The 14,166-nt window shown below is 61.9% G+C and carries 13 protein-coding genes; 4 read left to right on the top strand and 9 right to left on the bottom strand.

Annotated features, from left to right (window positions below):
• Positions 1-216: 216 nt before the first annotated feature.
• Complete coding sequence (locus KUA23_RS12070) at positions 217-1,122, bottom strand: hypothetical protein (RefSeq protein ID WP_099493444.1); 906 nt, start codon at positions 1,120-1,122, stop codon at positions 217-219.
• Positions 1,123-1,559: 437 nt separating this feature from the next.
• Between KUA23_RS12070 and KUA23_RS12065 the strand changes: the two genes are divergently transcribed.
• Both KUA23_RS12065 and KUA23_RS12060 read left to right on the top strand, forming a co-directional pair.
• Positions 1,560-2,243, top strand: coding sequence for a response regulator transcription factor (locus KUA23_RS12065; RefSeq protein WP_010564812.1), 684 nt, complete (start codon positions 1,560-1,562; stop codon positions 2,241-2,243).
• The gene (locus KUA23_RS12060) at positions 2,221-3,612 is read left to right on the top strand and encodes a sensor histidine kinase (RefSeq protein WP_252994010.1); all 1,392 of its coding nucleotides are present in this window, start codon (positions 2,221-2,223) and stop codon (positions 3,610-3,612) included. Before KUA23_RS12065 ends, KUA23_RS12060 begins: the two co-directional genes overlap by 23 nt.
• 177 nt (positions 3,613-3,789) lie before the next feature.
• Here the strand turns inward: KUA23_RS12060 and KUA23_RS12055 are convergent, their stop codons facing one another.
• Genes KUA23_RS12055 through KUA23_RS12045 form a run of 3 tightly spaced genes read right to left on the bottom strand, consistent with a single transcriptional unit; the run spans position 3,790 to position 6,055 of the window.
• Positions 3,790-4,206: an SRPBCC family protein gene (locus tag KUA23_RS12055; protein WP_078048026.1), complete on the bottom strand. Its 417-nt coding sequence runs from the start codon at positions 4,204-4,206 to the stop codon at positions 3,790-3,792.
• Between the two features lie 29 nt (positions 4,207-4,235).
• Positions 4,236-5,033 carry an SDR family NAD(P)-dependent oxidoreductase gene (locus KUA23_RS12050; RefSeq protein ID WP_100490974.1) on the bottom strand — a complete coding sequence of 266 codons (798 nt, stop codon included), beginning with the start codon at positions 5,031-5,033 and terminating at the stop codon, positions 4,236-4,238.
• A 17-nt stretch (positions 5,034-5,050) separates the two neighbouring features.
• Positions 5,051-6,055: an aldo/keto reductase gene (locus tag KUA23_RS12045; protein ID WP_252994009.1), complete on the bottom strand. Its 1,005-nt coding sequence runs from the start codon at positions 6,053-6,055 to the stop codon at positions 5,051-5,053.
• 113 nt (positions 6,056-6,168) lie between these two features.
• Between KUA23_RS12045 and KUA23_RS12040 the strand changes: the two genes are divergently transcribed.
• Positions 6,169-7,062 (top strand): LysR substrate-binding domain-containing protein, encoded by an 894-nt coding sequence (locus tag KUA23_RS12040; protein ID WP_100490976.1) that lies wholly within the window; start codon positions 6,169-6,171, stop codon positions 7,060-7,062.
• A 120-nt stretch (positions 7,063-7,182) separates the two neighbouring features.
• Here KUA23_RS12040 and KUA23_RS12035 read toward each other — a convergent pair whose 3' ends face one another.
• The 3 genes from KUA23_RS12035 to KUA23_RS12025 are packed head-to-tail and all read right to left on the bottom strand — an operon-like array spanning position 7,183 to position 10,942.
• Entirely contained in the window at positions 7,183-8,475 is a 1,293-nt protein-coding gene (locus KUA23_RS12035; RefSeq protein ID WP_100490977.1) for an NAD(P)/FAD-dependent oxidoreductase, read from the bottom strand.
• On the bottom strand, positions 8,472-9,560 hold the full coding sequence (locus KUA23_RS12030) for a polyamine ABC transporter substrate-binding protein (RefSeq protein WP_078048021.1): 1,089 nt from the start codon (positions 9,558-9,560) through the stop codon (positions 8,472-8,474). Before KUA23_RS12030 ends, KUA23_RS12035 begins: the two co-directional genes overlap by 4 nt.
• A 23-nt stretch (positions 9,561-9,583) precedes the next feature.
• Entirely contained in the window at positions 9,584-10,942 is a 1,359-nt protein-coding gene (locus KUA23_RS12025; RefSeq protein WP_078048020.1) for a glutamine synthetase family protein, read from the bottom strand.
• Positions 10,943-11,081: 139 nt separating this feature from the next.
• Here KUA23_RS12025 and KUA23_RS12020 point away from each other — a divergent pair, with 139 nt between their 5' ends.
• The gene (locus KUA23_RS12020; protein ID WP_100490978.1) at positions 11,082-11,978 is read left to right on the top strand and encodes a helix-turn-helix domain-containing protein; all 897 of its coding nucleotides are present in this window, start codon (positions 11,082-11,084) and stop codon (positions 11,976-11,978) included.
• Between the two features lie 54 nt (positions 11,979-12,032).
• Here the strand turns inward: KUA23_RS12020 and KUA23_RS12015 are convergent, their stop codons facing one another.
• Both KUA23_RS12015 and KUA23_RS12010 read right to left on the bottom strand, forming a co-directional pair.
• A complete protein-coding gene (locus KUA23_RS12015) occupies positions 12,033-13,136 on the bottom strand; it encodes an acetoin dehydrogenase dihydrolipoyllysine-residue acetyltransferase subunit (protein WP_099493795.1) in 1,104 nt (367 codons plus the stop codon).
• Complete coding sequence (locus KUA23_RS12010; RefSeq protein ID WP_252994008.1) at positions 13,133-14,152, bottom strand: alpha-ketoacid dehydrogenase subunit beta; 1,020 nt, start codon at positions 14,150-14,152, stop codon at positions 13,133-13,135. The genes KUA23_RS12015 and KUA23_RS12010 overlap by 4 nt, the downstream gene beginning before the upstream one ends.
• Positions 14,153-14,166 lie beyond the last annotated feature (14 nt).

The following is a 14,166-nucleotide window of genomic DNA, read 5'->3' as shown; positions in this document are numbered from 1 at the left end:
GCACAAAACCAAATGTGGGAGCGGGCTTGCCCGCGAAAGCGCCGTATCAGCCAACTCATGAGTCGCTGATACACGCCTTTCGCAAACAAACCCACTCCCACATTTTCTACCGATTAAGACGTGCTATCAGTGCATAAAGATCGCAATCAAAATGATCACCGGAATAGGCACACCGAGGAACCAAAGCAGTAATGAGCGCATGATGTTCTCCTTGAATTAACGTACGAAGTGTTCGGTTTCGACATACACCACGGCATCGCGACGGCGACCGCCAAAGGTGGCTGCGAAGCTGGCGAAGAATGCACCGATCAACAGCGCGACAAAGGTCCACAGCGAGGTATAGGCAGCGACTTTTGCGGCGGTGTCAGCGGCTTGCTTGGCTTTGAGCTTGGCGTCTTCAACAGCTTTACGGGCATCGCCATAGACCTTGTCGATACGCGCTTCGGCGTCCGCCTGGCTGAGGTTGGTGCGCTGGCTGATCAACTGGGCCAGGTAGGCACGGTCTTCAGGGGCCAGTTGGCCATCGTTGCTCAGGGTGCGGGTAAAGATGCGGGCAACCACGCCATGGGCGGCGTCATCACTGACGGCAACCGGGCGATCATCACGGAACAGGCTGTCGACGTAATAGTCGAAATCGCCACCGTTGACGCCCTTGGCTGCACTGCCAGCGGCTTGAGTGATACCGCTGGCCGCGCCGGCGGCAACACTGGCACCCGCTTTCACACCACCGCTGACAACACTGCTGACCGAGCCCACCACCAGCACCGCGGTGATCAGCGTGGCAACCGCCCAGGCCAGGAAGCCATGGGCAGTGTCGCGGAAGTACACCTCATCACCGTGCATGTTGGCCCACTTCACCCGCAACCGGCCGGCGATATAACCGCCCAGCCCGGACGCGACGATCTGGGTAAACGCCAGCCAGACAATCGTGGAAATGCCAAGGCCCTTGGCACTGATACCGCTGTCAGCCCACGGCGACACCGCCGAAAAGCCCAGGCCGAAACCCAGCAATACCAGGATCAGCGACAGCGCGGCCGCGGCGGCAGCCCCGGCAAAAATCGCCCCCCAGGAAACCCCGGAGAGCGAGCTCGATTCTTGCAGCGTGGATGAGGATGTGATCATTGTTGTTTTGCTCCAAGGCAGAAAAATAGTGTTACAAGTCTCAAAAGGGACAGTGCAGGCACCATGCCAGTCGGCGCAAAATTTAAAGTCCTTATATTTCAATAATTTAAGTAAATTGAACTAACCTACACCATGCAACTTGCAAGAAATCACCGCAAAAGGCGGGCGTAATGCAATCTCACGCCAGCCACCAACCTGCAGGGGCCGGTATGCCGGTGCTAGCGCCATTCCAACCGACCCGATAGTTGGCCGATAGACCGCGATCGCCGGCAAGCCGTCTCCTACAATGACCTGTGCCAATGGATGAAATCTGTGTCAGTTTTGCCAACATGAAGTTTTATTTAGGAAGCGTTCAGCCATTTCTTGGCAAAATACCCCTACTTCTGTAGGCGCCGGCTTGCCGGCGAATGCGGTCTTCCAGTGTGAAAGGTAATCCCATGACCCGTATTTTGACCATCGAGGATGACGCCGTAACGGCCCGCGAGATCGTCGCCGAGCTGAGTAGCCATGGACTGGACGTAGACTGGGTAGACAACGGCCGCGAAGGCCTGGTCCGCGCCGTGAGCGGGGACTACGACTTGATCACCCTCGACCGCATGCTGCCGGAACTCGATGGCCTCGCCATCGTCACGACACTGCGCACCATTGGCGTCTCCACGCCGATCCTGATGATCAGCGCCCTCTCCGACGTTGACGAGCGCGTGCGCGGCCTGCGCGCCGGTGGTGACGATTACCTCACCAAGCCGTTCGCCTCGGACGAGATGGCGGCCCGCGTCGAAGTGCTGCTACGGCGCAAAAGCACGGTCAAGGAATTCGAAACCGCCCTGCGTGTCGCCGACCTGGAGCTGAACCTGATCAGCCGCGAAGCCAGTCGCGCCGATCAGCCCCTGAGCCTGCTGCCCACCGAATACAAGCTGCTGGAATTCCTGATGCGCAACACCGGGCAGATCCTGTCACGCATGATGATCTTCGAGGAGGTCTGGGGTTATCACTTCGACCCGGGCACCAACCTGATCGACGTGCACATCGGTCGCCTGCGCAAAAAGATCGACCCACCGGGCCTCACGCCGCTGATCCGCACGGTACGAGGTTCCGGTTATGTCATTGCTGAACCCCTCTAAAGGCTGGCGCTCCTCCAGCAGTCGCCTGCTGGCGTTGTACAGTTCGCTGTTCGTGGCCTGGAGCTGCATCCTCATGGGGGTGCTGTATTACGAGGTGTCCGGTTACCTGGGCGACCTGTCGCGCCATTCCCTGATGCAACGCCAGCACCTGTTCCAGCGCTTCGACGGCGAGGAACTGGTGGAAGCCCTGACCACCAGCATGACCTTCGACATGAAGGGCGTGGACGCCTACGGGCTGTTCGATGAGCAGTTCCGCCCGCTCAGTGGGCCGATCCGCGCGATTCCGCCGGACCTGCCCCTGGACGGCAAGATCCACGCCCTGGCCAATTGCGTGGAATCCAACGACCCCAAATTGCCCAAGGACAGCTGCGACGCCGTGGCCACCCACACCGAAGACGGCCGCTGGCTGGTGCTGGTGCGCGCCAACGGTTCGCTGTTTGGCGTGACCCGGATCATCTGGCATGCCCTGCTGTGGGCGTTGTCCTTGACGATTATCCCTGGCGCTGCCGGCTGGCATTTATTGCGTCGACGCCCGTTGCGACGAATTCGCGGGATCCAGGCCAGCGCCGAAGCCATCGTTGCCGGCGACTTGACCCACCGCCTGCCGCTATCGAACCGACGCGACGAACTGGACATGCTCGCGGCCATCGTCAACGCCATGCTCGACCGCATCGAGAAGCTGATGAACGAGGTCAAGGGCGTGTGCGACAACATCGCCCACGACCTGCGCACCCCGCTGACACGCTTGCGCGCGCAGTTGTACCGGATCAAGCAGGAGGCCGAGGCGGAGTCGGACTACGCGGTGAAACTGGATGACGCGATTGCCGAAACCGATACGCTGATGGCGCGCTTTCGCGGGCTGTTGCGTATCTCCGAACTGGAAGACCACCAGCGTCGATCAGGCTTCCTGGTGATGGACCCGTTGCCACTGTTGCGCGAACTGCACGACTTCTACCTGCCCCTGGCCGAAGAAGGCGAATTGCAGCTGCGGCTCGAAACCCCGGAATCCCTGCCGTGGATCACCGGCGACCGCGCCCTGTTGTTCGAAGCCCTGTCCAACCTGCTGAGCAACTCGATCAAGTTCTCCCCACCGGGCGGCGAGGTGATTCTGCGTGGGGTCAATGACGCCGGCAGCACACGCATCGAAGTGCACGACTCCGGACCGGGCATCCCGGCGGCGGAACGTGACGCAGTGTTCCAGCGCTTCTATCGCGTGGATGAAAGCGACCAGCAAGGCGGGTTCGGGTTGGGCTTGTCGATTGTGGCGGCGATCATCAACTTGCATGGGTTCAAGTTGGAAGTGGGTACCAGTGAACAAGGCGGTGCCAGATTAGTCCTGGAATGCCGCCAGCAGCTCATGCCCGAATAGCTTGCGCTGTTGAGATTTACTTCGGTGAGCAGGCTCGCTGTGGTGAGCGGGCTTGCTGTGGTGAGCGAGCTTGCTCGCGCTGGAGTGCGTAGCGCTCCCAAGATTTTTGGGGCTGCTGCGCAACCCAGCGCGGGGCAAACCCGCTCACCACAAAACCCAGTCACCACAGGTTCAGTTTCAGTCTGGGAAATTGGCCCGCAACGCCTCAAGCCCACCGCTGTAGACACCGGCAAACAATTCCTCCACCGCCGCATCCGTAGTCCCCGTCGCCGGCGTGAACACACCCGACCAGGTCACTTTCGCCGACGTTTCGGTCAAGGCCTCAACCTGCAATGTCGCCAGGTAAGCACTCACCGGGAACGGTGACTGCTCGATGGTGTAGCTGTAGGTGCGCCCAACGTTATCAAAGCTCTGCAACCGCTCCACCACCACGCCACCGTCGGCGGTTTGCAGGTGACGCACGCGGCCGCCATCGCTTGGCTCGCTCTTGACGATAAACGGCAGCCAGTCCGGCAGGCTGTTGAAGCCACCGACCAATTGCCAGACCTGATCGGCCGAGACCGGGATTTCAATTACAGAAGACGCTGTTGCCACGTTAATTACTCCAGAAAATAGAAAACAATTCAGATGGCCATGCTGTCGACAACACCGCCGTCGACCCGCAATGCAGCACCTGTGGTTGCAGAAGACAGGGGTGAAGCAATGTACGCCACCAGGTTGGCGACTTCATCTACATTCGCCGCGCGCTGGATGATCGACGTCGGCCGCGCATTACGCACAAACACATCCGCCTCGTCCCGCGCACTGCGCCCGGATTTTTGTGTCGCGTCCTTGAGCATCTGCTCCAGGCCGTCCGTAAAGGTCGGGCCAGGCAACACCGCGTTTACCGTCACACCGGTGCCCGCCAGGCGCTTGGCCAGGCCATGGGACACCGCCAGATTGGCGCTCTTGGTCACGCCGTAATTGATCATGTCCGCCGGTGTCGCCACGCCGGACTCCGACGACAGAAAGATCACCCGCCCCCAACCCTGCCCGACCATGCCCGGCACGTAATGCCGCGCCAGGCGTACACCGGAGATCACATTGACCTCATAAAAGCGTGTCCATTCGCTGTCCGGGGCCTCGAAGAAATCCACATCGTTGAAGATGCCCAGGTTGTTGACCAGGATGTCGGCACGCGGTTCGGCGGCGAAGAGTTTTTCTGCGCCCTCGGCTGTGCCAAGGTCAGCCACCAGCCCACGCAGGTCCGCATCGGGGACGGCCTGGCGGATGCTCGCCAGTGCGTCATCGACCTTGCCGGCCTCACGCCCGATTACCACCACAGTAGCGCCGGATGCCGCGAGTGCCTGGCTGATGCCCAGGCCTATGCCAGCCGTGCTGCCGCTGACGATGGCCACTTTGCCGCTTACATCGATTTTCATGGGTTGAACTCCTGAAGTTAAAGCGGCAGTGGTGCACGGTCCGAAATCAATCGGCCATCGCGCAGGGCCTGCCAGAAGGCTGCCGGGATCTTCTCTGACAACGCCGCAACGTCTTCGGCAATCCGCCCCGGACGACTGGCGCCTGGGATCACCGCAGCCACGGCCGGATGCGCCAGGGAGAATTGCAGCGCGGCGGCCTTTACGCTCACGCCAAACGCCTGGGCAATCGCCTTGATCTGCTCAACCTTGCTGATGATCGCCGGGCTGGCTGGCTGGTACTCAAAGTGCGCGCCACCGGCGAGGATGCCGGAGCTGTAGGGGCCACCGACGACGATCTCGACGTTCTGTGCCAGGGCCGCATCCATCAAGCGTTGCAGGGCGCGGTCGTGGTCCAGCAAAGTGTAGCGGCCGGCCAGCAAAAAGCCGTCGGGTTGCGCTTCAGTCAGGTCCAGGGTCAGCTCGCACGGCTCGACGCGGTTCACACCCAGGCCCCAGGCCTTGATCACGCCCTCTTCGCGCAAGCGAGTCAGCACTTTGAACGCACCGGTACGGGCCTGGTTGAAGTACTCCAGCCACTGGTCGCCGTAGAAGTCCTGGGCGATGTCATGGATCCACACGATGTCGAGGCGATCGGTGTTCAGGCGGGCCAGGCTGTCTTCAATCGAGCGCATCGTCGCGTCGGCGCTGTAGTCGTTGACCATCTTGTTCGGGCGACCGTGTTCGAACACACCGCTTTTTTCGCCGAGGTCACGGGGGCTTGCTTCGATTTCGTCGAGAATCACCCGGCCGACCTTGGTGCTGAGCACGAAGTCGTCGCGGTTGTACTGCGACAGGGCTTGGCCCAGGCGGATTTCAGAGAGGCCCGAGCCGTAGAACGGCGCGGTGTCGAAATAGCGCACGCCGGCGCTCCAGGCAGCCTCCACGGTGGCCTGGGCCTCGTCTTCAGGAATGGCGCGGAACATGTTGCCCAGCGGTGCGGTGCCAAAGCCGAGTTGGCCGGGAAGTTTATCTTTCAAGCTCATGGTGGATCCTCAATGGGTGCAGGGGTCGCTGTGACCGTTGAGCAGATCCTAGATTGCAGAGATCGGACCGTCCAAGACATACTGCGACCCACTTGAGTCCTCGTAGGTCTAACATGATCGATCTCCGCCAACTGCGCTACTTCGAAGTAGTCGCCGAAGAAGAACACGTCGGCCGTGCAGCCGAACGCCTGCACATCTCGCAGTCGCCGCTGAGCCGGCAGATCGCCCAGCTTGAAGAACGCCTGGGCCTGACCCTGTTTGAACGCAGCCAGCAACGCATCCGCCTGACCCGCGACGGCCAGACTTTCCTGGCTGAAACCAGGGCCTTGCTGACCCACGCCAATCGCCTGGAATCCCTGGGCAAGCGCCTGGGCCGTGGTGAAGAAGGTGGCCTGTGCATCGGCTATATCGAAAACGCCATGCATGCCGGTGTATTGCCCAATGCCCTGCGCATCCTGCGCGACGACCGCCCCACCGTGCATATCAAGCTGTATAACCTGCCGTCGCTGGAACAACTCGAAGGCCTGCGCCAACGCAGCCTGGACATCGCCCTGGTCGGCGAACCACCGGCTGCCGACGACCCGGACCTGATCGCACGGCAAGTGCTGGACGAGCCCATGCTGCTGGCGTTGCCCGAGCACCATCCATTGGCCCATCAAAGCGAGTTGTTGCCCGAGCACCTGGCCGGCCAGGAGTGGATCGGCGTGCAACGCAAACCTGGCGCCAACCCCGCCGACGACTTTGTGGCCGCCTGCATTCGCGCCGGCTTCACCCCGCAGATCCCCATGGAAGCCGGTGAACCGTTTACCGCGTTGGGCCTGGTGGCTTCGGGGTTGGGCGTGGCGATGGTACAAAAAGGCCTGAGCCGCAATGCCCCACCCGGTGTGGTGTTGCGGGAGTTGCCGTGGCTGAGCTACACCACACCATTGTGGGCAGCGTGGCATCGGATCAACCTGCGGCCACTGGTGGAAACCTTCCGCAAAGTGCTAACCGAACCCAAGGCCTGACGCCGTTCAAAACTGTGGGAGCGGGCTTGCTCGCGAATGCGGTGGATCAGTCAGTGCATGTGTCACTGAAAGATCGCTTTCGCGAGCAAGCCCGCTCCCACATTAGGATGGTGGTGTCGGTTAGATCACCTCCCGCAGGCGATACCACAACATCCCCAACGCCAGCAGCGGCGAACGCAACGCCTTGCCGCCGGGAAAGGTCATGTGTGGCACCTGGCTGAAAATATCCAGGCCCGTGCTGTGGCCGGCGTGGATACCTTCGGCCAGCAACTTTGCGCACCAGTGGGTCACGTTCAACCCATGCCCGGAATAGCCCTGGGCATAAAACACATTCGGGTATTGCTTCAAGCGCCCCACCTGCGGAAAGCGGTTGGCGGTAATGCCGATCTTGCCGCCCCACTGAAACTCAATGGCGGTATGGGCCAGTTGCGGGAACACCTTGAGCATTTTCGGCTGCATATAGGCGGCGATGTCCACCGGATCGCGCCCGGAGTAATGGCAGGCGCCGCCGAATAGCAGGCGGCGGTCAGCGGACAATCGATAGTAATCCAGGCCGACTTTCTGGTCGCACAGCGCAAGGTTCTGCGGGATCAACTGGTTGGCCACGTCTTCCGACAACGGCTCGGTGGCGATGATGTAGCTGCCCGCCGGGAGCACCTTGCCGCTCAAGCGCGGTTCCAGTTCCTCCAGGTGCGCATTGCAGGCCAGCACCAGGCTGGCGGCGCGCACCGTACCGCCGGCGCAACGGACTTGAACCGTGTCGCCGTGGAGCAGTTCCAGCACCTCGGTGTGCTCGAAGATCCGCACCCCAAGGGACTCGGCCAGCCGCGCCTCACCCAGTACCAGGTTCAGCGGATGCAAATGCCCGGAGCCCATGTCCACCAGCCCCCCGGCATACACGGTCGAACCGACCACCTGTTGCAGGTCCTGCGCACCGACCAGGCGGGTTTCATGGGTGTACCCCAGTTGCGCCAAGTGCGCCTGCTCGTCCTTGAACGCCGCGAACTGCGCCGGCGTATTCGCCAACTCACAAAAGCCCCAGCGCAAGTCGCAGTCGATGCTGTGCTCGCGAATGCGCTCGCCCACCAGCGCCACCGACTCGATGCCAGCGCGTTCCAGGTAGCGCACGCCCTCCTCGCCCACGTATTTGGCAAACCCCGACACGTCATGGCCGATGCCGCGAATCAGTTGCCCGCCGTTGCGCCCGCTGGCGCCCCAGCCGATGCGCCGGGCCTCCAGCAGGATCACCGAGAGCCCACGTTGGGCCAGTTCGATGGCGGTGTTGACGCCGGTGAACCCGCCGCCGATCACACACACGTCGGCAGTCAGGTCGGCGCCCAGTGCCGGGCGCTCCACCAGGGCGTTGGCCGTGGCCCGGTAGTAGGACCGGGCGTGGTCAGTCGATTGAATCATTTGTTGGTCTTCACTTTGCTCCAGGCGCGGGTCATCAGGCGCATGGTCGCCGGGGTCGGCGTGGTGGAAATATAGAGTTTGTCGAGTACTTCCTGCGGCGGGTACACCTCGGGGTTGTTCACCAGTTCCGGGTCCATGAAGGCCTTGGCGGCGGGGTTGGCGTTGGCATAACCCACCGAGGCGCTGACCTTGGCGATCACTTCAGGGTCGAGCAGATAGTTAATGAAGGCGTGGGCTTCTTTCGGGTTGCTCGCGTCGGCGGGAATCGCCAGCAGGTCGAACCACAGGTTGGAGCCTTCCTTGGGAATCGAATAAGCGATGTTCACGCCGTTCTTGGCTTCCTTGGCGCGGTTGGCGGCCTGGAACACGTCGCCGGAATAACCGAATGCCACGCAGATATCACCGTTGGCCAAATCCGAGATGTACTTGGAGGAATGGAAGTAGGTGATGTACGGCCGCAGCGTCAGCAGCTTGGCTTCGGCCTGCTTGTAGTCCTCGGGATTCTCGCTGCGCGGGTCCTTGCCCATGTAGTTGAGGATCGCCGGGAACAGCTCATCCGCCGAATCGAGAAAGGCCACGCCGCACTGGTTGAGCTTCTTGATGTTCTCGGGCTCGAACAGCACCGCCCACGAATCGATGTGGTCGATGCCCAGCACCTGCTTGACCTTGTCGACGTTGTAGCCGATGCCATTGGTGCCCCACAGGTAGGGCACCGAGTGCGCATTACCTGGGTCGTTTTTCTCCAGCAGCTTGAGCAGCTTGGGGTCGAGGTTCTTGAAGTTGGGCAACTGCGCACGGTCGAGTTTGAGGAACGCACCGGCCTTTACCTGGCGTGCCAGGAAGTGGTTGGACGGCACTACCACGTCATAGCCGGTGCGCCCGGCAAGCAACTTGCCCTCCAGGGTTTCATTGGAATCGAACACGTCGTAGATCGGCTTGATCCCGGTCTTGGCCTGGAAGTCGGCCAGGGTGGTCTCGCCGATGTAGTCGGTCCAGTTGTAGACGCTGACCGTCGGCGCTGCCTGGCTGGTGCTGCTGAACGCGGCCACCAGGGCCAGCGGGAGAAGCTGTTTCACAAGACGCATATCGACACCCCTTTATTGGTTTTTTAGACGCTCAACAGCAGGAACTCACGTTCCCAGGAACTGATCACCCGCTTGAAATTCTCGTGCTCGGCGCGTTTGACCGCGACGTAGCCACGCACGAATTTATCGCCCAGGTACTGCTTGACCGTGTCGCAGTCCTCCATGCGTGCCAGCGCATCTTCGAGGGTGAATGGCAGGCGCAGGTTGCGGCGCTCGTAGGCGCGGCCCTCCACCGGTGCGCTCGGTTCGATCTGCTCGACCATGCCCAGGTAGCCACACAACAGACTAGCGGCAATCGCCAGGTAGGGATTGGCATCGGCGCCGGGCAGGCGGTTTTCCACACGCATGGCGTCGGGGCTGGAGGTGGGTACGCGCAGGCCGACAGTGCGGTTTTCTTCGCCCCACTCCACGTTCACCGGTGCCGAGGTATCCGGCAAAAAGCGGCGGAACGAGTTCACGTTGGGCGCGAACATCGGCAGCAGCTTGGGGATGTACTTCTGCAGGCCGCCGATATGGTGCAGGAACAATTGGCTCTTGTTGCCCTCGGCGTCGACGAACACCGGCTTGCCGGTGGCGATGTCGACCACGCTCTGGTGCAGGTGCATGGCGCTGCCCGGCTCGTCGGCCACGGGTTTGGCCATGAAGGTCGCGGCCACGTTGTGCTTGAGCGCGGCCTCGCGCAGGGTGCGCTTGAACACGGTGATCTGGTCGGCCAGGTCGAGGGCGTCACCGTGGCGGAAGTTGATTTCCATCTGCGCCGGGCCGTCTTCGTGGATCAGCGTATCGAGGTCCAGGCCCTGGGCTTCGCACCAGTCGTAGACGTCTTCGAACAACGGGTCGAATTCGTTGGCCGCGTCGATGGAAAACGACTGGCGCCCGGTCTCGGCGCGGCCGGAGCGACCAATCGGTGTTTTCAGCGGCAGGTCCGGGTCTTCGCAGCGCTGGGTCAGGTAGAACTCCATTTCCGGCGCGACAATCGGCTGCCAGCCTTTGTCGGTGTAGAGCTGCAGGACTTTCTTCAGCACGTTGCGCGGCGACAGCTCGATGGGGTTGCCCTGCTTGTCGAAGGTGTCGTGGATCACAATCGCGGTGGGCTCGATGGCCCATGGCACCACGTAGGTGGCGTTGGACACCGGGCGGCAGATCATGTCGATGTCGGCCGGGTCGAGCAGGTCGTAGTAGATATCGTCGTCGACAAAGTCCCCGGTTACCGTTTGCAGCAGCACACTTTCCGGCAGGCGCATGCCTCGCTCATGCAGGAACTTGTTGGTGGGCGCAATCTTGCCGCGTGCGATGCCAGTCAAATCACTGATCACGCATTCGACTTCGGTAATCTTGTGTTCTTTCAGCCAGGCGGACAGCTGATCGAAGGGGGCGTTCATAAGGACCTCGTCATGGGTGGGGGGCATGCGCCGGCTTGTACTCCTGGCGCATTGAGGTCTATCTTGAGGCCGCCGCACGGCAGCATCTATCCACTTTGCACGACCCACAACGCACCAATAGAGTGCGCCCAGGTTTCCCATGACACAGGCAACAGCTTTGCGCGTACAGGCCTTCACCACCGGTGATGTGGCCGCCCAATGCAGTGCGACCCCCGGCTGGGTGCAGCAGTACCAGCAGATGTCTCCCGGGCATTTTGCCGGGCAAATCCGCTACCTCGACCTGCAAGGTGTGGAGGTGTACGAAGAGTGCATGAACACCCGCGTGGAGCAGCATTTCAACGCGCCTGCCGGCGCTCTGGCGTTCTGTTTCGACGGCAGCGACAACGCGCTATACCTGCTCAATGGCGAAAGCCGCAACACCTGGATCACCCCGGAAAACTACCGTGAAGTGGCGGTGGTGTTCGGGCCGCAGTTCGTGCAGCGCCACGGCCTGGATGTGGCGAAACTCGAAGGTTTGTTCATGGCGCCGCTGACCTGCCAGCAGAACGCGCTGTTCAGCCGTTGGTTGAGTGGCACCCTCACCCGCCTGTCCGCCGAGATCGACCCCGCCAGCCGCGACGCCCTCACCCAGCAACTGCTCGACGATTGCCTGTTTATCCTCGACAACGCCTGCGTGTGCCTGGACCGTCACTCGTTGCAGCGGCGCAGTGAAGAGCGCCGGTTGATGGCGCGCATCGGCGAATGGGCAGCAGACGCGCCGGACGAAACGGTCAACCTGCTGGAACTGGCGCAGATCGCCGGGGTGCCGTTGCGCCAATTGCAACAGGGGTTCAAGACCTACACCGGGATGAGCCCGGCGCAGTGGTTGCGCTTGCGCAGGTTGAATGGGGCGCGGCGGGAGTTGCTCAATTCAACCGGGACCACCGTGGCCGAGGTGGCGATGAATTGGTCGTTCTGGCATTTGGGGCGGTTTTCCAGCAGCTACCGCGCCCTGTTCAAAGAGCTTCCAAGCGAAACCCTGAAGCGTTGCGTTTGAAACCCAATCCAAATGGTGGGAAGGGGCTTACCCCCCCCCACATTGGGCTGTATTTCAAGGTTGGGACTTGAGAAAAGCGGCCATCACCTGGTTGACCCGCTCCGCCGCCTCCAACTGCACCATATGCCCCTGCCCCGGCAGAATTTCCACCTGGGCATCCAACCCCTCGGCATGCCGGGCGGGGATGATCGCATCGTCACTGCCCCAGATCACCAGGCTCGGCTGCCGGCCCACGCGATGACGTAAGTCCAGCTTCTGTCGTCCGCCCTCGAACAACGCGGTATTGAGCTGCTGCAGCGCCTTGTCCACCCCTTCCAGGCGCTTGAACTTGAGCATGTCCTCCAGCATCTGCCGCGTCACCAGCGCGGGGTCGCTGAACAGTTGGGTCAGTGGCGGCTTGAGGGCATTGCGGTTGCTGGCGTCGGCAAACCCTTGCAAGTAATCGCCGTTGATCTCCTGGCCGAGGCCGGCGCTGGCGATCAGGGTCAATGAGGCAACACGCGCGTGCGCCTGGTCGGCAACGGTCAGTGCGACCAGCCCACCCATGGAATGCCCGGCCAGGTGTACGCGGTCGAGCCTGAGGTGATCGAGCAAGGCCAGCACCGCAAGGCTCAGTTCCTCGGCATCGCCGCTACGCAGTTGCTTGCCCGACTCGCCATGCCCTGGCAGGTCCAGGGCGATTACCCGGCGTTCGGCGGCCAATACCGGTTGATTGAACAGCCAGTTGTTCAGATCCCCCCCGAATCCGTGAATCAGTACCAACGGCGTGCCACCCTCGCCCAGCTCGAGATAGCGCAACAGAAGCCCGCCTATCTCGACTTTCTGCGCACTCGGTCCCGAAGCTTCGGTTTCGGCACTGCTGGAGACAAACCCGGCATTGAAGCTGTCGATCACCGCATCGATTTCCTCTTCGGTGGCTTCGCCCTCCACCACAATCCCCAGCAACGCGCCCACCGGCAGGGTTTCGTCGCTCAGTGCCAACACACGGCGCAGCACGCCATTGAACGGCGCCTCGACACTGCTGGAGAGCTTATCGGTCTCCACGTCCAACACTTCTTCGCCCTTCTCCACCCGGTCGCCGGGTTGCTTGAGCCAGACATCGATGCGCCCCTCGGTCATCGACAGCCCCCACTTGGGCATGGTCAAGGTATGGATCATGCGGCATTCCTCTTGTCGGCGATCTTCAGCACCGCGGCTTCGATCTTCGCGGCGTTGGGGATGTACAGGTCTTCCAGCGCATCGGAGAACGGCACCGGCGTGTGCGGCGCGGTGACCATTTCGATTGGCGCGCGCAGGAAAGAAAAACCCTGCTGGGCGACCAATGCACTGATATCGGTGGCAATCGAGCAGCGCGGGTTGGACTCGTCGATCACCACCAGGCGCCCGGTCTTTTCCACGCTTTCGAGGATGCTGTCGGCATCCAACGGACTGGTGGTGCGCAGGTCCAGCACCTCGCAATCGATGCCTTGTCGCGCCAGGCTGGTCGCGGCTTCCAGGGTGATGTGCACCATTCGCCCGTAGGTCACCAGGGTCACATCCCTGCCCTCGCGGACAAAATTGGCTTCACCGAAAGGCACGGTGTACAGCTCTTCGGGCACTTCGCCCTGCAGGCTGTAGAGCATCTTGTGCTCGAGGAAGATCACCGGGTCATTGTCGCGGATCGCCTGGATCAACATGCCCTTGGCGTCATAGGGCGTGGCTGGGCACACCACCTTGAGGCCGGGAATATGTGTCCACATCGAGGTGAGCATCTGCGAATGCTGGGCGGCCGCCCGCAGCCCGGCGCCGTACATGGCGCGCACTACCAGCGGCGTGGTGGTCTTGCCGCCGAACATGTAGCGGAACTTGGCGGCCTGGTTGAGCAACTGGTCGAGGCAGCAGCCGATAAAGTCGACGAACATCAGTTCGCACACCGGGCGCATGCCACGGGTGGCAGCGCCGACGGCCATGCCCACGTAGCCGACTTCGGACAGCGGCGCATCGAGCACGCGGTCGGGAAACTCCGGGTACAGGCCCTTGGTCACGCCAAGCACACCGCCCCAGGCGTCCTGCTCGCCAGGGGAACCGGTGCCGCCGGACACGTCCTGGCCGATGATGAACACGCTCTGGTCGCGGCGCATTTCCTGGGCCAGGGCTTCGTTGATTGCCTGCTGGTAGCTGATTTTGCGAGCCATGAAATTCTCTCCAC

The sequence above is a fragment of the Pseudomonas pergaminensis genome, assembly GCF_024112395.2.
GTDB classification, from domain to species: Bacteria; Pseudomonadota; Gammaproteobacteria; order Pseudomonadales; family Pseudomonadaceae; genus Aquipseudomonas; species Aquipseudomonas pergaminensis.
Note: the sequence above shows the minus strand (reverse complement) of the source record. Positions and strands in the feature narration are given on the sequence as shown.

Bases quoted from the DNA above. Each gene is read 5' to 3' on its own strand.
- KUA23_RS12025 (WP_078048020.1), bottom strand. From the start codon at position 10,942: ATGAACGCCCCCTTCGATCAGCTGTCCGCCTGGCTGAAAGAACACAAG.
- KUA23_RS12020 (WP_100490978.1), top strand. From the start codon at position 11,082: ATGACACAGGCAACAGCTTTGCGCGTACAGGCCTTCACCACCGGTGAT.
- KUA23_RS12040 (WP_100490976.1), top strand. From the start codon at position 6,169: ATGATCGATCTCCGCCAACTGCGCTACTTCGAAGTAGTCGCCGAAGAA.
- KUA23_RS12030 (WP_078048021.1), bottom strand. From the start codon at position 9,560: ATGCGTCTTGTGAAACAGCTTCTCCCGCTGGCCCTGGTGGCCGCGTTC.
- KUA23_RS12065 (WP_010564812.1), top strand. From the start codon at position 1,560: ATGACCCGTATTTTGACCATCGAGGATGACGCCGTAACGGCCCGCGAG.
- KUA23_RS12050 (WP_100490974.1), bottom strand. From the start codon at position 5,033: ATGAAAATCGATGTAAGCGGCAAAGTGGCCATCGTCAGCGGCAGCACG.
- KUA23_RS12015 (WP_099493795.1), bottom strand. From the start codon at position 13,136: ATGATCCATACCTTGACCATGCCCAAGTGGGGGCTGTCGATGACCGAG.
- KUA23_RS12035 (WP_100490977.1), bottom strand. From the start codon at position 8,475: ATGATTCAATCGACTGACCACGCCCGGTCCTACTACCGGGCCACGGCC.
- KUA23_RS12010 (WP_252994008.1), bottom strand. From the start codon at position 14,152: ATGGCTCGCAAAATCAGCTACCAGCAGGCAATCAACGAAGCCCTGGCC.
- KUA23_RS12045 (WP_252994009.1), bottom strand. From the start codon at position 6,055: ATGAGCTTGAAAGATAAACTTCCCGGCCAACTCGGCTTTGGCACCGCA.
- KUA23_RS12070 (WP_099493444.1), bottom strand. From the start codon at position 1,122: ATGATCACATCCTCATCCACGCTGCAAGAATCGAGCTCGCTCTCCGGG.
- KUA23_RS12060 (WP_252994010.1), top strand. From the start codon at position 2,221: ATGTCATTGCTGAACCCCTCTAAAGGCTGGCGCTCCTCCAGCAGTCGC.